Annotated in this window: 17 protein-coding genes; 12 read left to right on the top strand and 5 right to left on the bottom strand. The window is 52.5% G+C overall.

Annotated elements, in window-relative coordinates; translation table 11 throughout:
* Nucleotides 1-15: 15 nt before the first annotated feature.
* From cysB to acnA, 4 genes are all read left to right on the top strand, one after another.
* Nucleotides 16-990, top strand: coding sequence for an HTH-type transcriptional regulator CysB (cysB, locus tag VIJ98_RS10335; protein ID WP_007892425.1), 975 nt, complete (start codon nt 16-18; stop codon nt 988-990).
* 493 nt (nt 991-1483) lie between these two features.
* Nucleotides 1484-1642 (top strand): YmiA family putative membrane protein, encoded by a 159-nt coding sequence (locus VIJ98_RS10330; protein ID WP_071531660.1) that lies wholly within the window; start codon nt 1484-1486, stop codon nt 1640-1642.
* 3 nt (nt 1643-1645) lie between these two features.
* Nucleotides 1646-1825 (top strand): hypothetical protein, encoded by a 180-nt coding sequence (locus tag VIJ98_RS10325; protein WP_036648922.1) that lies wholly within the window; start codon nt 1646-1648, stop codon nt 1823-1825.
* A gap of 445 nt (nt 1826-2270) precedes the next feature.
* Nucleotides 2271-4952: an aconitate hydratase AcnA gene (gene acnA / locus VIJ98_RS10320; protein ID WP_323273827.1), complete on the top strand. Its 2682-nt coding sequence runs from the start codon at nt 2271-2273 to the stop codon at nt 4950-4952.
* 49 nt (nt 4953-5001) lie between these two features.
* On the opposite strand, the gene ribA is transcribed toward acnA, so the two are convergent.
* Complete coding sequence (gene ribA, locus VIJ98_RS10315) at nt 5002-5595, bottom strand: GTP cyclohydrolase II (RefSeq protein ID WP_323273825.1); 594 nt, start codon at nt 5593-5595, stop codon at nt 5002-5004.
* Between the two features lie 228 nt (nt 5596-5823).
* On the opposite strand from ribA, the gene pgpB reads away from it, so the two are divergent.
* The 5 genes from pgpB (at nt 5824) to yciH (ending at nt 9431) form a co-directional block, all read left to right on the top strand.
* Nucleotides 5824-6588: a phosphatidylglycerophosphatase B gene (pgpB, locus tag VIJ98_RS10310; RefSeq protein ID WP_008106519.1), complete on the top strand. Its 765-nt coding sequence runs from the start codon at nt 5824-5826 to the stop codon at nt 6586-6588.
* Between the two features lie 128 nt (nt 6589-6716).
* Nucleotides 6717-7022: a LapA family protein gene (locus VIJ98_RS10305; RefSeq protein ID WP_008106517.1), complete on the top strand. Its 306-nt coding sequence runs from the start codon at nt 6717-6719 to the stop codon at nt 7020-7022.
* Between the two features lie 6 nt (nt 7023-7028).
* The gene (gene lapB / locus VIJ98_RS10300) at nt 7029-8198 is read left to right on the top strand and encodes a lipopolysaccharide assembly protein LapB (RefSeq protein ID WP_008106516.1); all 1170 of its coding nucleotides are present in this window, start codon (nt 7029-7031) and stop codon (nt 8196-8198) included.
* Between the two features lie 202 nt (nt 8199-8400).
* On the top strand, nt 8401-9108 hold the full coding sequence (pyrF, locus tag VIJ98_RS10295; RefSeq protein WP_008106514.1) for an orotidine-5'-phosphate decarboxylase: 708 nt from the start codon (nt 8401-8403) through the stop codon (nt 9106-9108).
* Nucleotides 9108-9431 carry a stress response translation initiation inhibitor YciH gene (gene yciH, locus VIJ98_RS10290; RefSeq protein ID WP_008106511.1) on the top strand — a complete coding sequence of 108 codons (324 nt, stop codon included), beginning with the start codon at nt 9108-9110 and terminating at the stop codon, nt 9429-9431. The genes pyrF and yciH overlap by 1 nt, the downstream gene beginning before the upstream one ends.
* A gap of 69 nt (nt 9432-9500) precedes the next feature.
* Here yciH and osmB read toward each other — a convergent pair whose 3' ends face one another.
* Nucleotides 9501-9719, bottom strand: a complete 219-nt coding sequence (gene osmB, locus VIJ98_RS10285; RefSeq protein ID WP_008106509.1) for an osmotically-inducible lipoprotein OsmB — start codon at nt 9717-9719, stop codon at nt 9501-9503.
* Between the two features lie 246 nt (nt 9720-9965).
* Between osmB and araD the strand changes: the two genes are divergently transcribed.
* From araD to VIJ98_RS10270, 3 genes are all read left to right on the top strand, one after another.
* Nucleotides 9966-10664, top strand: coding sequence for an L-ribulose-5-phosphate 4-epimerase (gene araD / locus VIJ98_RS10280; RefSeq protein WP_323273821.1), 699 nt, complete (start codon nt 9966-9968; stop codon nt 10662-10664).
* 536 nt (nt 10665-11200) lie between these two features.
* Nucleotides 11201-12184, top strand: coding sequence for a 2-keto-3-deoxygluconate transporter (gene kdgT / locus VIJ98_RS10275; RefSeq protein ID WP_007892437.1), 984 nt, complete (start codon nt 11201-11203; stop codon nt 12182-12184).
* A gap of 145 nt (nt 12185-12329) precedes the next feature.
* Entirely contained in the window at nt 12330-13196 is an 867-nt protein-coding gene (locus VIJ98_RS10270; RefSeq protein ID WP_007892438.1) for a crotonase/enoyl-CoA hydratase family protein, read from the top strand.
* A gap of 15 nt (nt 13197-13211) precedes the next feature.
* Here VIJ98_RS10270 and pdeR read toward each other — a convergent pair whose 3' ends face one another.
* The 3 genes from pdeR to VIJ98_RS10255 all read right to left on the bottom strand — a co-directional run bounded on the left by pdeR (nt 13212) and on the right by VIJ98_RS10255 (nt 17709).
* On the bottom strand, nt 13212-15197 hold the full coding sequence (pdeR, locus tag VIJ98_RS10265; RefSeq protein WP_008106502.1) for a cyclic di-GMP phosphodiesterase: 1986 nt from the start codon (nt 15195-15197) through the stop codon (nt 13212-13214).
* 156 nt (nt 15198-15353) lie between these two features.
* On the bottom strand, nt 15354-15650 hold the full coding sequence (locus VIJ98_RS10260) for a YbdD/YjiX family protein (RefSeq protein WP_154156294.1): 297 nt from the start codon (nt 15648-15650) through the stop codon (nt 15354-15356).
* Nucleotides 15643-17709, bottom strand: a complete 2067-nt coding sequence (locus tag VIJ98_RS10255; protein WP_323273815.1) for a carbon starvation CstA family protein — start codon at nt 17707-17709, stop codon at nt 15643-15645. The genes VIJ98_RS10260 and VIJ98_RS10255 overlap by 8 nt, the downstream gene beginning before the upstream one ends.
* Nucleotides 17710-17737: the final 28 nt, after the last annotated feature.

Below are 17737 nucleotides of genomic sequence, written 5' to 3'. Positions count from 1 at the left end.
CAGGAAGATATAACTATGAAATTGCAGCAGTTGCGTTACATCGTCGAAGTGGTTAATCACAATCTTAATGTCTCATCGACCGCCGAAGGCTTATATACCTCGCAGCCAGGCATCAGTAAGCAAGTCCGTATGTTAGAAGATGAGCTGGGCGTGCAGATATTTGCGCGCAGTGGTAAGCATCTGACGCAAGTAACGCCTGCAGGCGAAGAGATTATTCGGATTGCGCGCGAAGTGCTCTCCAAAGTTGACGCGATTAAATCGGTTGCCGGTGAACATACCTGGCCAGATAAAGGTTCGTTATATGTAGCGACCACGCACACGCAAGCGCGTTATGCGCTTCCTGGCGTGATTAAAGGCTTTATCGAACGTTATCCACGCGTCTCATTACATATGCATCAGGGATCGCCTACACAAATAGCTGAGGCGGTTTCAAAGGGTAATGCCGACTTTGCCATAGCCACCGAAGCGCTGCATCTCTATGACGATTTGATCATGCTGCCGTGCTATCACTGGAATCGCGCCATCGTCGTGACGCCCGACCATCCGCTGGCGGGTAAATCGAATGTGACGATCGAAGAGCTGGCAGATTTCCCACTCGTGACCTACACCTTCGGCTTTACCGGCCGTTCAGAGCTGGATACCGCGTTCAATCGCGCAGGATTAACACCACGCATCGTCTTTACTGCGACAGATGCTGACGTAATTAAGACCTATGTGCGTTTAGGCTTGGGCGTTGGAGTAATTGCCAGCATGGCGGTGGACCCAATTGCAGACCCCGATTTGGTGCGTATTGAAGCATCAGAAATCTTTACGAATAGTACGACCAAAATTGGCTTTAGACGTAGCACCTTCCTGCGCAGTTATATGTATGATTTTATTCAACGTTTTGCACCGCACCTCACACGTGATGTGGTGGATGCGGCGGTCGCACTGCGCTCCAATGAAGACATTGAAGCGATGTTCCGCGACATCAAATTACCCTTCAAGTAAATTCCTAACTCATTCTTTTGCCAAGGTGTCCAGTGGGCACCTTCGGAATCCCTTAGCGCTTAGCGCCACGAGTACTTCAAAAAAAATCATTATTTTTATGTAAATGAAACATGGGTCACATGTTTTTTCATTGTTATCTATTAAATGCGAATCAGTACACAATTTTTACGATGCTACTTTGCAGCTCGCCAGGAATATTCCCATACTCTAGTTAAGAGTTGATGGAGAAGGGCTTTTTCACTGGGTTGGTAAATTAAACTCAAATTTAGATTGGATCTAATTTGCTGTTAACCCAAATTTACAATGTAACGATTTAATTAATAGTTATGTTGGCAATTAAATTTATCTCATCAATCTTTTGTGTTTTGATAAATAGCGTTAATCGTTGTGCTCAATAAAAATAACTGGATTTTCGGTCTTAACAAGTTTAGGATTCGTCCTAAATCTTAATCGTTGTCATCAATCGTTTTATTGAGAGTGATTATCAAAAACTATGAATACGAGAATAACTGTACAGCCGGGCTTCCGGACTAAAAGCACCAAAGTTGAGCGTACTGGCAACACCCGTCGCAAAGCTTGGATGACTGTCTTCGCTGCTTCAGCACTGTTCTGGGTAGTGGTGGCGTTAATGATTTGGCGTATGTGGGGTTAAGCCATGTGGGCAAATACACTCAGTCGTAAGCATCCGGTTTCTGCGCGTCAGCCGCAAACGCCTGCGTGCAAAGTGAAAGACGTTGTATCCACTGAACCACAAGTGACCATTCCTGTTTCGTGGGAACTCAGTGAGAATCAGCGCAACTTTATTGAATCCTTCATGGATATGAAGTCCAAATAACGCGGCGTGCGTTCTGTTCCATATTTAGACATTTAGTCCCTCTTTTTGCCGGATTATCCGGTGGGCAAGTTAAAAGCCCGTCCTTTAACACTCAGCATTAAAAAAACGGTGTCATCAGTACAACGCTGAAGACGGTGGACTTTTTTTTGCCCGGAATCCGGGAGGGAGTGAATTATGAACATCAATACAACGACATTATCCTGGGTGAGCGTATATACCTTTTCCCTGGCTTTTTGGGCTGCCGCCTTTTGGGCGATGATTTAAGCTCTAACTCAAATTAAACTGAATTATATAAATGCCCTGACAAACGTCGGGGCATTTTTCATTGTGCTTTTATGTGTCAATTCGTGTTGTTATCAAAACGTTAACGGTAATGTGGTCTATCTTTAAGTTAAACCTTGCAGTCACTGAGGTTTAAAAAGAGATTCACTTACATGGAGGCGCTATGTCGTTAACGTTACGCGAGCAGAGTCAGGACACGCTGGATGTTCGGGCAAAAAAATATCATTACTACAGCTTGCCCAAAGCAGCTCAGCAATTGGGCAATATTGATCGTTTGCCCAAGTCGATGAAAGTCCTGCTGGAAAACCTATTGCGCTGGCAGGATGGTGATTCTGTCACGCTGGAAGATATTGAAGCGTTGGTCGCCTGGCAAAAAGATGCTCACGCCGATCGTGAGATTGCTTATCGTCCAGCGCGTGTATTAATGCAAGATTTTACCGGCGTGCCGGCGGTGGTGGATTTAGCCGCCATGCGCGAAGCGGTGAAACGCCTCGGCGGCGATGTCGCCAAAGTCAATCCCTTATCCCCGGTAGATCTGGTCATCGACCACTCTGTCACCGTGGACCATTTCGGTGATGACAAAGCCTTTGGTGAAAATGTGCATCTGGAAATGGAGCGCAACCATGAGCGCTACGTCTTCCTGCGCTGGGGGCAAAAGGCCTTCAATCGATTCCGCGTCGTGCCGCCGGGCACCGGGATTTGTCATCAGGTCAATCTGGAATATCTCGGTAAATCTGTCTGGCATGAGACGCTGAATGGGCAAGAGATTGCTTATCCCGATACGCTGGTGGGCACCGATTCGCACACCACCATGATCAATGCGCTCGGCGTATTGGGTTGGGGCGTAGGCGGAATTGAGGCTGAAGCGGCGATGCTTGGCCAGCCGGTTTCGATGCTGATTCCTGACGTAGTCGGTTTCAAACTCACCGGTAAACTGCGTCCCGGTATTACCGCAACGGATTTAGTGCTAACCGTCACGCAGATGCTGCGTAAACACGGCGTTGTAGGTAAATTCGTTGAGTTTTACGGTGATGGATTAGCGGACTTGCCGCTGGCCGATCGTGCAACCATCGCCAACATGGCACCGGAATATGGTGCGACCTGCGGCTTCTTCCCGGTTGATGACGTGACCTTAAGCTACATGACGCTCACCGGCCGCGATGCGGAGCAGGTTGAACTGGTTGAGGCCTATGCTAAGCAACAAGGTATGTGGCGCAATGCGGGCGATGAACCGGTGTTCACCAGCTCTTTAGCGCTGGACATGGGTGATGTTGAATCCAGCCTTGCCGGACCAAAACGCCCGCAGGATCGCGTATCGCTGGGCGATGTTCCTACAGCCTTTGATGCCAGTAATGAACTGGAAGTCAATCAGGCGCAAAAGCCGCATAAAACGGTCAGCTATCGCGATAGTGAAACCGGAGAAAGCTATCAGCTGGATGACGGTGCGGTAGTGATCTCGGCGATTACCTCTTGTACTAACACCTCGAATCCTAGCGTGCTAATGGCCGCCGGTTTGCTGGCGAAGAAAGCCGTTGAGCGCGGTCTGATGCGCAAGCCGTGGGTTAAAGCCTCGCTGGCGCCAGGTTCTAAAGTGGTTTCTGACTATCTCGCTGTGGCCCAACTCACGCCTTATCTGGACGAATTAGGGTTCAATTTGGTCGGTTACGGTTGTACTACTTGTATCGGCAACTCCGGTCCGTTACCTGATGCGATAGAAAGCGCGATTAAAGAGGGCGATCTCACGGTTGCTGCCGTGCTTTCGGGTAACCGTAACTTTGAGGGCCGCATTCATCCGCTGATTAAAACCAACTGGCTGGCTTCGCCGCCGTTGGTGGTGGCTTATGCTTTAGCGGGTAACATGAAGATCAATCTGCAATCTGATCCGATCGGTCAGGATCGACAGGGCAATGATGTCTTTCTCAAGGATATCTGGCCGTCGCCGGAAGAGATAGCGGAAGCGGTGCAGAAAGTGACCAGCGATATGTTCCACAAAGAGTATGCCGAGGTATTTGACGGCACGCCGGAGTGGCAGCAGATCAAAGTCAGCGAAGCGGCAACCTATGATTGGGATGGCGATTCCACCTATATTCGCCTGTCGCCATTCTTCGATGACATGGAGAAAACTCCGAAGCCGGTGCAGGACATCAAAGGCGCGCGCATTCTGGCGATGCTGGGTGATTCCGTCACCACCGACCACATTTCTCCGGCGGGTAGCATCAAAGCGGAAAGTCCAGCCGGACGCTATTTGCTGTCGCATGGCGTCGAGCGCACCGATTTCAACTCTTACGGTTCGCGTCGTGGTAACCACGAAGTGATGATGCGCGGCACTTTCGCTAATATCCGTATTCGTAACGAAATGGTGCCGGGTGTGGAGGGCGGTTATACCAAACACTTCCCCACTAACGAGCAGCTGGCGATTTACGACGCGGCAATGAAATATCAGCAGGAAGGCGTGCCGTTAGCGGTGATTGCCGGTAAAGAGTACGGTTCCGGCTCCAGTCGTGACTGGGCAGCAAAAGGGCCGCGCTTACAAGGCGTGCGCGTGGTTATTTCCGAATCCTTCGAGCGTATTCACCGCTCAAACCTGATTGGTATGGGGATTCTACCGCTTGAGTTTCCGGCTGGCGTGACGCGTAGAACGCTGCAGCTCACAGGTGAAGAGTTTATTGATGTGGCGAACCTGTCGCAGCTGAAACCGGGTGGCACTGTAAACGTGACGCTGACGCGCGCTGATGGCAGCAAAGAGACGCTGGAAACGCGCTGCCGTATCGATACGGGTAACGAACTAACCTACTACCAGAACGACGGCATTTTGCATTACGTGATCCGCAATATGCTGAACTAAAAGAAAAAGCCGGGAATTCCCGGCTTTTTTTATCTGCTTTAAAATCTGCTTAAGACTTCGGTAGCAAATGACCCATTTTCTCGGCTTTAGTATTGAGATAGTGCGCGTTTTTCGGGTTACGCCCGACAACCAATGGCACGCGTTCAACGATATTAATTCCGGCTTCGGTCAGGATCTCAACTTTGCGCGGATTGTTCGTTAGCAAGCGCACTTCATTGACGCCCAGCAGTTTGAACATATCCGCACACAACGTGAAGTCACGCTCATCAGCGGCGAAACCGAGCTGATGGTTGGCTTCGACAGTGTCGTAACCTTTATCCTGCAACGCATAAGCACGAATTTTATTCAGCAAACCGATGTTCCGTCCTTCCTGACGGTGATACATCAAGATGCCACGACCTTCTTCCGCAATCGCCGTCAACGCGGCTTCCAGCTGGAAACCGCAGTCGCAGCGCAAGCTGAACAGGGCATCGCCGGTTAAACACTCAGAATGGACGCGCGCCAGCACCGGATTGTGATCGCTAATATCACCATAAACCAGCGCGACATGGTCATGTCCGGTTGCCAGTTCTTCAAAACCAACCATCAGGAAATCTCCCCATGGCGTGGGCAGTTTGGCTTCTGCTACCCGTTTAAGCTGCATGTGACTCTCCAGAACCTTCAGAGGATGCGCTATCATCATGATAACGCAAGGGCCATATGGCCCGATGAAACTTACACTATTGTGCCACAACCCGAACGGCTGCCGTTAATCGGTCAGAGTGATTGTAGTGATAAAGCACAATTATCCAAGTCGCAATGGGTATGTTATTCTTTTTTCAGCTAAAGTTATGCACAACGCACGTAGTAATGCGGATCTAAAAGGAAGCGAATGTTAAAAATCATTCAGCGCACCACTTTAGGGGCGTTTTTATTGTTGCTCATGCCGTTGGGCGTATGGATATCCAACTGGCAATGGCAACCAGGGGAAAGTGGCAATCTACTTCGCGTGCTGTTTTGGATGACGGAAACCGTCACTAATCCGTGGGGCATTCTCACCAGTATCATCCTCAGCGCCTGGGTGTTGTGGTGTTTACGCTTTCGGCTTAAACCCGCGATTCTGCTTATCCTGATTATGAACGGCGCAATTCTTGCCGGTCAGTACACTAAATCCACCATCAAAGAGCAGGTGCAGGAACCGCGCCCGTATGTCATCTGGCTGGAAAAAAGTCATGGCATTAACGGTGATGAGTTTTATCAGCTGCATCGTCAGCAGCGTGGCGAAATGGTCGCAACTTTGCTGGCCAACGATACCCAGCTTCCGCAATGGCTGAAGAATCACTGGGCGTTTGAAACCGGTTATGCGTTTCCTTCCGGGCACACCATGTTTGCCGCCAGCTGGGCGTTATTGGCGATCGGGTTATTGTGGCCGCGCCGCCATTTCGCCACGGTTGCCGTATTATTTGTTTGGGCGACCGCGGTGATGGGCAGCCGTTTAGTATTAGGCATGCACTGGCCGCGTGATTTAGTGATGGCAACGCTGATATCCTGGTTGCTGGTCACCGTTGCCACTTTACTTGCGCAGCGTTTCTGCGGCCCGCTCACCATCCCGCCAGAAGAGCATCGTGAGATCGCGCAACGTGATGATGGATTGTAATTACGCTATTCGTCCCCATATGATTGATTGTGCTTGCAGAAAAAAGCGCTATCAGATGTGGGGATAAGCAGCATCGACGGCGGTTTTTTGGCATACTTCTATTGGATAACCTCTCGACAGGACGCATTGTGAAATATTTGCTTATTTTTCTCGTGGTATTGGTCATTTTCATCATATCCGTCACGCTCGGAGCGCATAACGACCAAGTCATCACCTTTAACTATCTGCTAGCGCAGGGCGAATTCCGCATTTCAACACTGCTCGCCAGCTTGTTTGGCGCTGGATTCCTGCTGGGATGGGCAATTTGTGGCCTGTTCTGGTTACGCTTACGGGTTTCGCTGGCTAATGCACAGCGCAAACTTAAACGTATGCAGGCACAGAATGAACAATCAACCGCAGTGACCACATCACCAACTGCCAGCCGTCGGGATTAATTTTCGATGCTTGAATTGCTGTTTTTGCTTCTTCCTGTTGCTGCGGCGTATGGCTGGTATATGGGCCGCCGCAGTGCACATCAGGATAAGCAACAGGAAGCGAACCGCCTGTCGCGTGATTATGTGACTGGGGTTAATTTCCTGCTCTCCAATCAACAGGACAAAGCGGTTGATCTCTTTCTCGACATGTTGAAAGAGGACAGCGGCACGGTTGAAGCACATCTGACGCTCGGCAACCTGTTCCGTTCGCGCGGTGAAGTTGATCGCGCCATTCGCATTCACCAATCTTTGATGGAAAGCGCGTCGCTCAGCTACGAGCAGCGCTTACTGGCGATCCAACAACTCGGCCGTGATTACATGGCGGCGGGATTGTACGATCGTGCCGAAGATATGTTTGGGCAACTGGTGGAAGAGACCGATTTCCGCATCGGTGCGCTCCAGCAATTGCTGTTAATTCATCAGGCAACCAGCGACTGGCAAAAAGCCATCGAAGTGGCGGAAAAGCTGGTTAAGCTCGGCAAAGACAAACAGAAAGGCGAAATTGCCCATTTCTACTGTGAATTAGCGTTGCAGGCATTAAGCAGTGACGATCTTGATCGGGCGATGAGTTTGTTGAAAAAGGGCGAGTCAGCCGATCATCAAAGTGCGCGCGTCTCTATCATGATGGGCCGCATTTTGATGGAGCAGGGCGAGTATGCGAAAGCCGCCAGCCGACTGCAGCGCGTACTCGAGCAGGATAAAGAGCTGGTAAGTGAAACCTTACCGATGCTGGAAACCTGCTATCAGCGCCTGAACCAACCTGAAAACTGGGCGCAATTCTTACAACGCTGTGTCGATGAAAATACCGGCGCCGCAGCAGAGCTTTATCTCTCCGATATTCTCGAGCAGCAGCAGGGCCCCGAAGCGGCGCAGCTGTATATCAATCGCCAGCTACAACGCCATCCCACCATGCGCGTGTTCCATCGTTTAATGGACTTCCACTTACACGAAGCGGAAGACGGACGCGCGAAAGAGAGCTTGATGGTGCTGCGCGATATGGTCGGCGAGCAAATCCGCACTAAGCCGCGATATCGTTGCCAGAAATGCGGCTTCACTGCACATGCACTTTACTGGCATTGCCCATCTTGCCGCGCCTGGTCTTCCGTAAAACCTATTCGTGGACTCGACGGCCAATAAAAGGCCGTATTTGTATTCTATCTAAAGCTTATTAGTTACAACATACTTTAATGTTTAATACTGATACTACCTCAGCATCGTGCAGCGAGCGGTCAAACAGGCAAGTTCTGGCGGCAGCGTGATTGTCGGCACCGGCCTGCGCAGGTAGAATGCTTGCCGTTTGTCCATCGCGCCTGCGGGTGCCTGTTACTGAGGAAACGTTATGCCTGTAACCACTTCACCTATTCTGGTGGCACTCGACTATCATGATCTCAACAGCGCGCTGCAGTTTGTAGACCGCATCGATCCAAGCCAGTGTCGCCTGAAAGTGGGCAAAGAGATGTTCACGCTGTTTGGTCCATCGCTGGTGAAAACGCTGCAGGAACGTGGTTTTGAAGTGTTCCTCGATCTCAAGTTCCATGACATCCCAAACACCACCGCACATGCAGTCGCGGCAGCGGCCGATCTCGGCGTATGGATGGTGAACGTGCACGCCAGCGGTGGCGCTCGCATGATGAACGCGGCACGTGAAGCGCTGGTGCCATTTGGTAAAGATGCACCGCTGCTGATTGCAGTAACCGTGTTGACCAGCATGGATGAAGACGATCTGAAAGGTTTGGGCATTACCTTATCTCCAGCTGAGCAGGCTGAACGACTGGCGCGTTTGACCCGCGATTGCGGCCTGCACGGCGTGGTTTGTTCGGCGCAGGAAGCCGTGCACTTTAAGCAGGTAATTGGTCAGGATTTCGCGCTGGTTACCCCAGGTATTCGTCCGGCTGGCAGTGATGCGGGCGATCAGCGCCGTATCATGACGCCGCAGCAGGCTAAACTCGCTGGTGTGGATTATATGGTCATCGGGCGTCCGATCACCCAATCCGCCGATCCGGCCGCCACACTGCAGCAAATCCTGCAAAGTTTACAGGAGGCTTAATGGCTCAGGACAATCGATTGGTGTATTCGACCGACAGTGGCCGAATCACCCATGAAGAAGAGAAAGCGCCGCGGCCGAAAGGCGATGGTATCGTGCGTATCCAGCGCCAAACCAGCGGACGCAAAGGGAAGGGCGTGTGTCTGGTCACCGGCATCGATCTGGATGATGGCGCACTCGAAAAACTGGCCGCTGAACTTAAGAAAAAGTGTGGTTGTGGCGGGGCAGTTAAAGAGGGCGTGATTGAGATTCAGGGCGACAAACGCGATCTGATTAAAACGCTGCTGGAAGCCAAAGGCATGAAAGTCAAACTGGCTGGCGGTTGAAACAGTTCGGGCCACTTATTAGGTGGCCCGTTGTTAAGTAGATGCGCTGCGTAGCCTGATAATTATATTTTATTTGCTGATCTGGTGGCCGATGATGCCGCCGACAGCTGCGCCGCCAACAGTACCAAGTCCGCTACCGTTGGTCAGTACTGAACCACCAATGGCACCGGCACCCGCACCGATTGCGGTATTTCGGTCGCGTTTGGACCAGTTTGAACAGCCGCTCAGCGCGACAACTAAAGTTGTTGCCAATACGGCAGCAGTAAGACGTTTCATTGTTGTAGTCATTAACTTCTCCTTGATTGTTATCACCGAGGTAACTTTATAAGTATAGATGTTACGGCGCACTCGGCAGGGTAAAACGGTCCTAAACTACAAGTCTGCAATCCACATCTTGTTTGTTGTTCGAAACCCCTTCAAGCCACAGATTTCTCGTCATAGCGACTTTCCGCAGCTTTTACAGCCATTCCTTCCATAACGCTTTTCCTCACTGCTCCGCACAATTCAGCTATCACAGTTTGCAGGAGAAAAAAGATGCTGGAAGCGTTAAAGCAGCAGGTGCTGGAAGCCAATCTCGATTTACCCCGTTACAACCTGGTCACTTTCACCTGGGGCAATGTCAGTGCGGTGGACCGCGATCGCGGTTTATTGGTGATTAAGCCGTCGGGCGTGAAGTACGAACAGATGCAGCGCGACGATATGGTGGTTGTCGATCTCGCCAGCGGTGAGGTGATTGAAGGTAAAATGCGCCCGTCATCGGATACCGCTACGCACCGCGCGCTCTATCTCGCCTGGCCAGAGATCGGCGGCATCGTGCATACGCACTCGCGGCACGCCACCATTTGGGCACAGGCTGGACGCGAAATCATCGCGTTGGGCACCACGCACGCCGATGATTTCTACGGCACCATTCCCTGCACGCGACAGATGAAGCGTGAAGAGATTGAGCAGGAATACGAGTGGAATACCGGGCAGGTAATCATTGAAACTTTTGCGCAGCGCGCAATTGAGCCAACAGCGATTCCCGCCGTGCTGGTCAATTCCCACGGCCCCTTTGCCTGGGGCAAAGACGCGCATGCTGCGGTACACAGTGCGGTGGTATTAGAAGAAGTCGCCTATATGGCGCTGCATACCGAGCAACTGCGCACTGAATTACCACCGATATCGCAAACTTTGCTTGATCTGCACTATCTGCGTAAGCACGGTAAAAATGCGTGGTATGGGCAGAATTGAAGTTGATTCAGTAACATCGATGCCTACTCCGAACCTCCAGTGCATATTACTGAAAACGATACATTTGCGAAAGGCGCTGGCGCGTCTGCTGCGGCAAAAGGGCCATTCGCAGCGCTGAGGCTTTTACGTTGGGCCAGGAGCCTCACGCATGGATGCGTGAGGCAGTTCGGGGCGGCCAGGACGGGCGATCCCCGAACGGTCCGTTGGCACGACGTGGAAGCCGAAGGCACCGCCTTAGCGGCGCGAGGACGGCCCGTGACGCAGCAGATGTGTCAGAGCCCGCACGGTAACCCATCCTTAAAGCAATTCTTAACTAACAGCATTACGCCAAAAGGCGCCTTTCTATTTACTTCAAATAATCTGGTATGGCGATATGCATCATAAATACAAAATCATCAATCAATAAAAATAAAACAGCGTTTCATAAATGCATTTGCGATCACTTTTTTCCTTTCAGCCAATCGTTATCTTGCTCGCCATGCCATCTGGCAATTCATAAAAACACCTCCCTCTGGCTCAGTTAAGGTGACACCCTTATGCATATCAAACGTGCAATCGATAAGATTCCTGGCGGCATGATGCTGATACCGCTGTTTTTGGGCGCGTTATGTCATACGTTCTCTCCGGGCGCAGGTAAATACTTTGGTTCGTTCACTAATGGGTTGATGACCGGTACCGTACCGATTCTCGCGGTGTGGTTCTTCTGCATGGGCGCATCCATCAAACTCAGCGCCACCGGCACGGTGCTGCGTAAATCAGGCACGCTGGTGCTCACCAAAATTGCAGTGGCGTGGGTTGTCGCGGCGATTGCTTCACGTGTGATGCCGGAAAACGGCGTGGAAGTGGGCATGTTTGCCGGACTCTCCACGCTGGCGTTAGTGGCGGCGATGGATATGACCAACGGCGGCTTATATGCTTCCATCATGCAGCAATACGGTTCGAAAGAAGAAGCCGGTGCGTTTGTCTTGATGTCGCTGGAGTCGGGGCCGCTGATGACGATGGTGATCCTCGGCACCGCAGGCATCGCCTCATTCGAGCCACATGTCTTCGTTGGCGCTGTGCTGCCGTTTATCGTTGGATTCGCGCTCGGTAATCTCGATCCCGAACTGCGCGAGTTCTTCGGCAAAGCAGTACACACGCTGATTCCGTTCTTTGCTTTCGCATTGGGCAACACCATTGATTTGACCGTCATTGCGCAAACTGGCCTGCTGGGAATCATGCTTGGCGTCGCAGTGATCATTGTTACCGGCATTCCGCTGATTATTGCCGATCGCCTAATTGGCGGTGGCGATGGTACGGCGGGGATTGCGGCATCCAGCACCGCTGGCGCTGCAGTGGCAACGCCGGTATTGATTGCCGAGATGCTGCCACAGTTTAAACCGGTCGCACCGGCTGCCACGGCGTTAGTCGCCACTTCTGTCATTGTCACTTCCGTCATTGTGCCAATCATTACGGCTGTTTATTCACGACGTGTTAAGCGTTCTCATGTTGCCGTGGGGCAACGCGCAGCCATCAAGTAAGCCCGCTAATGCTTCCCCGGCCGCTGGTCGGGGATATCTCTGGATTTTGCTTTATAAATCAATCTCTCATTTGGTCTGGCCTCACTCTGGATTACGCTGATGTGGCGTTTAACGCACTACATAAACATAAACAGAGGATGAGACAATGACAGTAATTAACCAACCGACATGCAGACTGTTCACCGAAGTTGGACAAACCACACAGCTCGCCGCCTACTATGAAGAGGGCCGACGTACCATGTGGATGATGCTGCGTGCGCAACCCCGTCCGAGTTTCAACCACGAATTAATTGAGGAGATCATGAACCTGAGCTATTCCGCTCAGCGTTCCGGTCTGCCGATTGATTTCTGGGTGACGGGATCGTTAGTGCCACAGATGTTTAACGCCGGAGGCGATCTGCGTTTCTTCGTGGAGTGCATTCGCAATAACCGTCGTGAAGCACTGCGCGCTTATGCACGTGCCTGTGTTGACTGCATCCACTCCGCAGCGCGGGGTTTCGATACCGGTGCGGTCACGCTGGCGATGATTGAGGGCAGTGCGCTCGGTGGCGGCTTTGAAGCGGCGCTGGCGCATCACTTCATTCTGGCGCAGAACAGCGCGCGCATGGGCTTCCCGGAGATCGCGTTCAACTTGTTCCCTGGCATGGGCGGCTACTCGCTAGTGGCGCGTCGCTCTGGCATGAAGCTGGCTGAAGAGCTGATTATGGAAGGCGAGTCACACAGCGCGGAGTGGTATGAGACACGTGGTCTGGTCGACAAAGTTTTCCAGCCGGGCGATGGTTATCGCACCACACGGACCTTTATCGATACGTTGCGTCCAAAGCTCAACGGCGTGCGTGCGATGCTGAAAGCGCGTCAGCGCGTGTTGCAATTATCACGCGCCGAGCTGATGGATATCACCGAGGACTGGGTTGATTATGCCTTCACACTGGAACCGAAAGACATTGCTTACATGGAACGACTGGTACAACTGCAGAACCGTCATAGCGCATCCTTGCGCAAAGCCGGCTAATCTCGCAAACCAGCGTTAGACGCGGGCAGGATGCTTAGCCAGCCAATGCCCGAGCTCTTCTGCGGGCATTGGTTTTGCATAATAATAACCCTGACGTCCATCGACACCATTGGCCATAACAAACTTTTCTTCGGCTTTAGTTTCAATGCCTTCGGCAATCACCTGCAGCTTCAAGGCTTTGGCAACGGCGACAATCGCACGGACCAGCGACTGCGCAACAGGTTGCTTATTGATATTACGCACAAAACTCTGATCCAGTTTAATGGCGTCAATAGGGACGCGCGCCAACTGGGAAAGTGAGGAGTAACCGGTACCAAAATCATCAAGATGCACTTGCGCGCCCAGTTCCTGAAACTGCTTCATCAGCATTAGCGCGCCAGCTTCATTCTCAATCAAACAGCTTTCCGTCAGCTCGATATCAATCGGACAGTCGGTCAAACCGGCTTCGTTCAGCGCATGTTTCAGGTCGGTATAAATACTCTGGTCAATCAGCTGTTTAGCCGAGACGTTAACGGCGACGCGCAGATAGATGCCTTCGCTACGCCACTTAATGATCTGCTGTAACACATTCAGCATCACCCAGCGGCCCAAAGGCACAATCAAACCGGACTCTTCGGCATACGAGATAAAGTCGCCCGGCGGCACCAAACCGCGCTCCGGGGAATTCCAGCGCACCAGCGCTTCGGCGCTCAGCACATCGCCTTCGGCATTGAGTTTCGGTTGGTAATGCACCACTAAATGATCAAGTTCGAGTGCTTTACGCAGGTTGGTATCGAGCCACAGATACTCAAACACGCGCTGATTCATCTCGTTGGCGAACACGCAGAACTTGCCGCGACCATTCTCTTTGGCGTGATACATCGCGGTATCGGCGTTCCGAATCAGGCTTTCACGATCTTCGCCATGCAGCGGGGCGAGGGCGATGCCAATCGAGCAGCCGCTGTAAACTTCAATCAATCCAATGCGGAACGGCTGGCGCAGTCGCTCAAGAATGCGCGATGCCATCGCTTCCAGCGCCGCCTGGCTGGTGTGTTCCGCCAGCACCACAAACTCATCGCCGCCAAGGCGCGCCAGCGTCTGGTCTTTGCCAAGGCAACTGAGGATGGCCAACGACACCGCTTGCAGCAACTGATCGCCAAACATATGGCCGTAAGCGTCGTTCACCTTCTTAAAATTGTCTAAATCGAGGTAAACCACACCGGTTTGACTGCCATTCGCCAGCTCCAGTGCCAGACTAATCTGCTGATGGATCGCGTTGCGATTGGGCAAGCCGGTCACGGTATCGGTATTGGCCAGCACGCGCAGGCGTTCCTGAGCGCGGCGCTCTTCAGTTATGTCGGTTCCGGAACAGATGAGGAAAATTTCATTTTTTCCGCTACCGCTGTGAACGAACTTATTACGAAACAGAAACAGTCGCTGACCTTTACGGGTTTTAATCCAGCGTTCAACTTCGTAAGAACTGCCTTCACGGAAGAATCCGGCGATATTGCGGCGTGATGCCTGCGCTTCCTGCTTGGTCATAAACAGCTGAAATACGTTGCGGCCAATCACTTCCTGCTCTTTCAGCCCGGTGTACTCTTCACTCAAACGATTGAAACGCTGAATATTGCCGCGCTGATCGAGAATCACGATCACTGAGTTCGCCTCAGAAACCACTTGCTCGGCGAACGATAATCCCAGCGTTAAATCACGCGCGACAGCCGAGGTGTCGCCCCAGGCTGAAGAGGTGCCTGCCCAGGTCGATTGATTGACTTTACGACCGACAAAATGCATCGGAACGGGTTCGCCGTGCAGCGACAGCGTGAGGTTAATACTTGAGGTAATGACCGTCATCGCACGTAATAAACTGGCTTGTGCGGGAGTCAGCGGAACCGCCATATTGGTGTTCGCGTTCTCATCTTCGGCAAAATGCAGAGCATCACTATCTGAAGTTAAACGCCAATGAGGGCTGGTGGTGCCAAACAAGGTGTATAGCAATGTTTGCCCTTGTTCATCGGTCATGGAAACTTCCTCCGGGGGAATGCTCAGCGGGCGGTATCTCATTATTTTAGCAACAGTATTCAACCTCCTGCGCCAGCACAAGATGCAATCCAAATATATTTTTGTTTTTATTAAAGAATGGCACGAAAAAGCCCCGACAAGCGGGGCTGATCCTGGTTAGCAAGGGCACTTACCCAGTTTTCCGGCCTGGCTGGGAAAGCGGGCATCGAGGCAGTGACGGTGAAAAGCGCGTTCATCCATGGGGGCGATAGTTGGATGATGTTCGCGCATATGCTTCAGATAAGTTTGATAGTCATGAACGCCGACCATTAAACGAAAACTTTGCTGTAATCCCTGCCAGATGCGCTGCCAGCGCGTAAGATTTTGCCCAGCCGCAGCGGGTGCGATTGGTAAGCACTGCTGAATCTGCCACGCACCGGTGGGTTTTCTCCAGTGATAAATGGACTCAGACATTTCGCACCTCTTTACGCAGTGAGATCTCGGATTCATGGGTAGTCGGTACGGTGCTGTTGAGCGCCCGACGGATCACAAAGAAGGCTGAAACCAGCATGGTCACCGCCACCAGCATGAAGAAGGCGCACAGGGCCGCGTTAATTTGATTGCTGAAGACGATGGTTTGCATGTCGGCGACGGTTTTCGCCGGGGCGATGACGATGCCGTCATCAATGCCTTTACGGAACTTGTTGGCCTGCGCGAGGAAACCAATCGAAGGTTTCTCGTGGAAAATCTTCTGCCAGCCCGCGGTCATCGAGGTAATAAACAGCCAGGCGGTCGGCACAATCGTCACCCACGCATAACGCTGCTTCTTCATTTTGAACAGCACCACGGTGCCGAGAATCAGCGCCATCGACGCCAGCATCTGGTTGCCGATACCAAACAGCGGCCACAGCGTATTGATGCCGCCGAGCGGATCGACCACGCCCTGATAAACGAAGAAGCCCCAGCCCGCCACCGCAACGGTGGTTCCCGCCATGTTGCCCAACCATGAACGGTTATTCGCCATCGATGGCACCACGGTGCCCACCAAATCCTGCACCATAAAGCGGCAGGCGCGGGTACCGGCATCCACAGCGGTGAGGATAAACAGCGCTTCAAACAAGATGGCAAAGTGATACCAGAACGCCATCATGACGCGGCTGTTAAACACCTCGGTGATGATATGTGCCATGCCGACCGCAAAGGTGGGGGCGCCACCGGCACGGGAAAGAATGGTGCTTTCGCCGACGTCACGCGCAATGCCGCTCAGCATCTCTGGCGTCACCACGAAGCCCCAGCCGTTAATCACCTGCGAAGCACTTTCCACCGTAGTGCCAATCAGCGCGGCGGGGGAGTTCATGGCAAAGTAGACGCCCGGATCAAGCACCGAGGCGCAAATCAGCGCCATGATCGCCACGAAGGATTCCATCAGCATCGCGCCGTAGCCGATAAAGCGGATATGGCTTTCGCGCTCCACCAGTTTTGGTGTGGTACCGCTCGAAACCAGCGCATGGAAACCGGAAATGGCGCCACAGGCGATAGTGATAAACAGGAACGGGAACAGCGCGCCGGAGAAGACCGGCCCGGTGCCATCAATAAATTTGGTCACCGCAGGCATTTTCATCTCGGGCATGGCAAACACGATGCCGATGGCCAAACCAATGATCACGCCGATTTTCAGGAAGGTAGAGAGATAATCGCGCGGCGCCAGCAGCAGCCACACCGGCAGCGAAGAGGCCACAAAACCGTAAATCACCAGCACCCACGTCAGCTCCGTGCCTTTCAGCGTGAACAGCGGGCCCCAATAGGGATCGGCCGCCACGTTACCGCCGTAGATAATCGCCGCCATCATCAGCACGAAGCCAATGATCGACACTTCCGCAATTTTGCCGGGACGCAGGAAACGCATATACACGCCCATAAACAGCGCAATCGGAATGGTCGCGGCAATGGTGAACAAGCCCCACGGACTGTTGGCCAGCGCCTTCACCACCACCAAGGCCAGCGCGGAGAGGATGATGATCATCACGCCCAGCGCGCCAAGCATGGTCACCACGCCAGCGAATGAACCGAGTTCCTGGCGCGCCATCTCACCGAGCGAGCGGCCATCACGGCGCGTAGAGATAAACAGAATCAGGAAATCCTGCACCGCTCCGGCGAACATCACGCCAACCAGAATCCAGATGGTGCCAGGCAGAAAGCCCATTTGCGCTGCGAGGATCGGGCCAACCAGCGGGCCCGCACCGGCAATCGCCGCAAAATGGTGACCAAACAGCACCCATTTATTGGTGGGCACATAATCAAGGCCATCACTTAAGCGCTCCGCCGGCGTGCGACGACGATCGTCCAGTTCGAAGATGCGCTTAGCGATAAACAGGCTGTAAAAGCGATAGGCAATGCTGTAGCAGGCGACGGAGGCAATCACCAGCCAGACCGCGTTGACGTGTTCGCCACGGCTGAGGGCCAGCATGGCAAATGCGCCCGCGCCAATTAACGCCACCGCTAACCAGATGAGACTGGTTTTGACGTTGTTCATGAGTTAACTCCTTGTAGGGACCGGGAAA

It is taken from the genome of Pantoea sp. S18 (genome assembly GCF_045689705.1).
Lineage (GTDB): Bacteria > Pseudomonadota > Gammaproteobacteria > Enterobacterales > Enterobacteriaceae > Pantoea > Pantoea symbiotica.
Note: the sequence above shows the minus strand (reverse complement) of the source record. Positions and strands in the feature narration are given on the sequence as shown.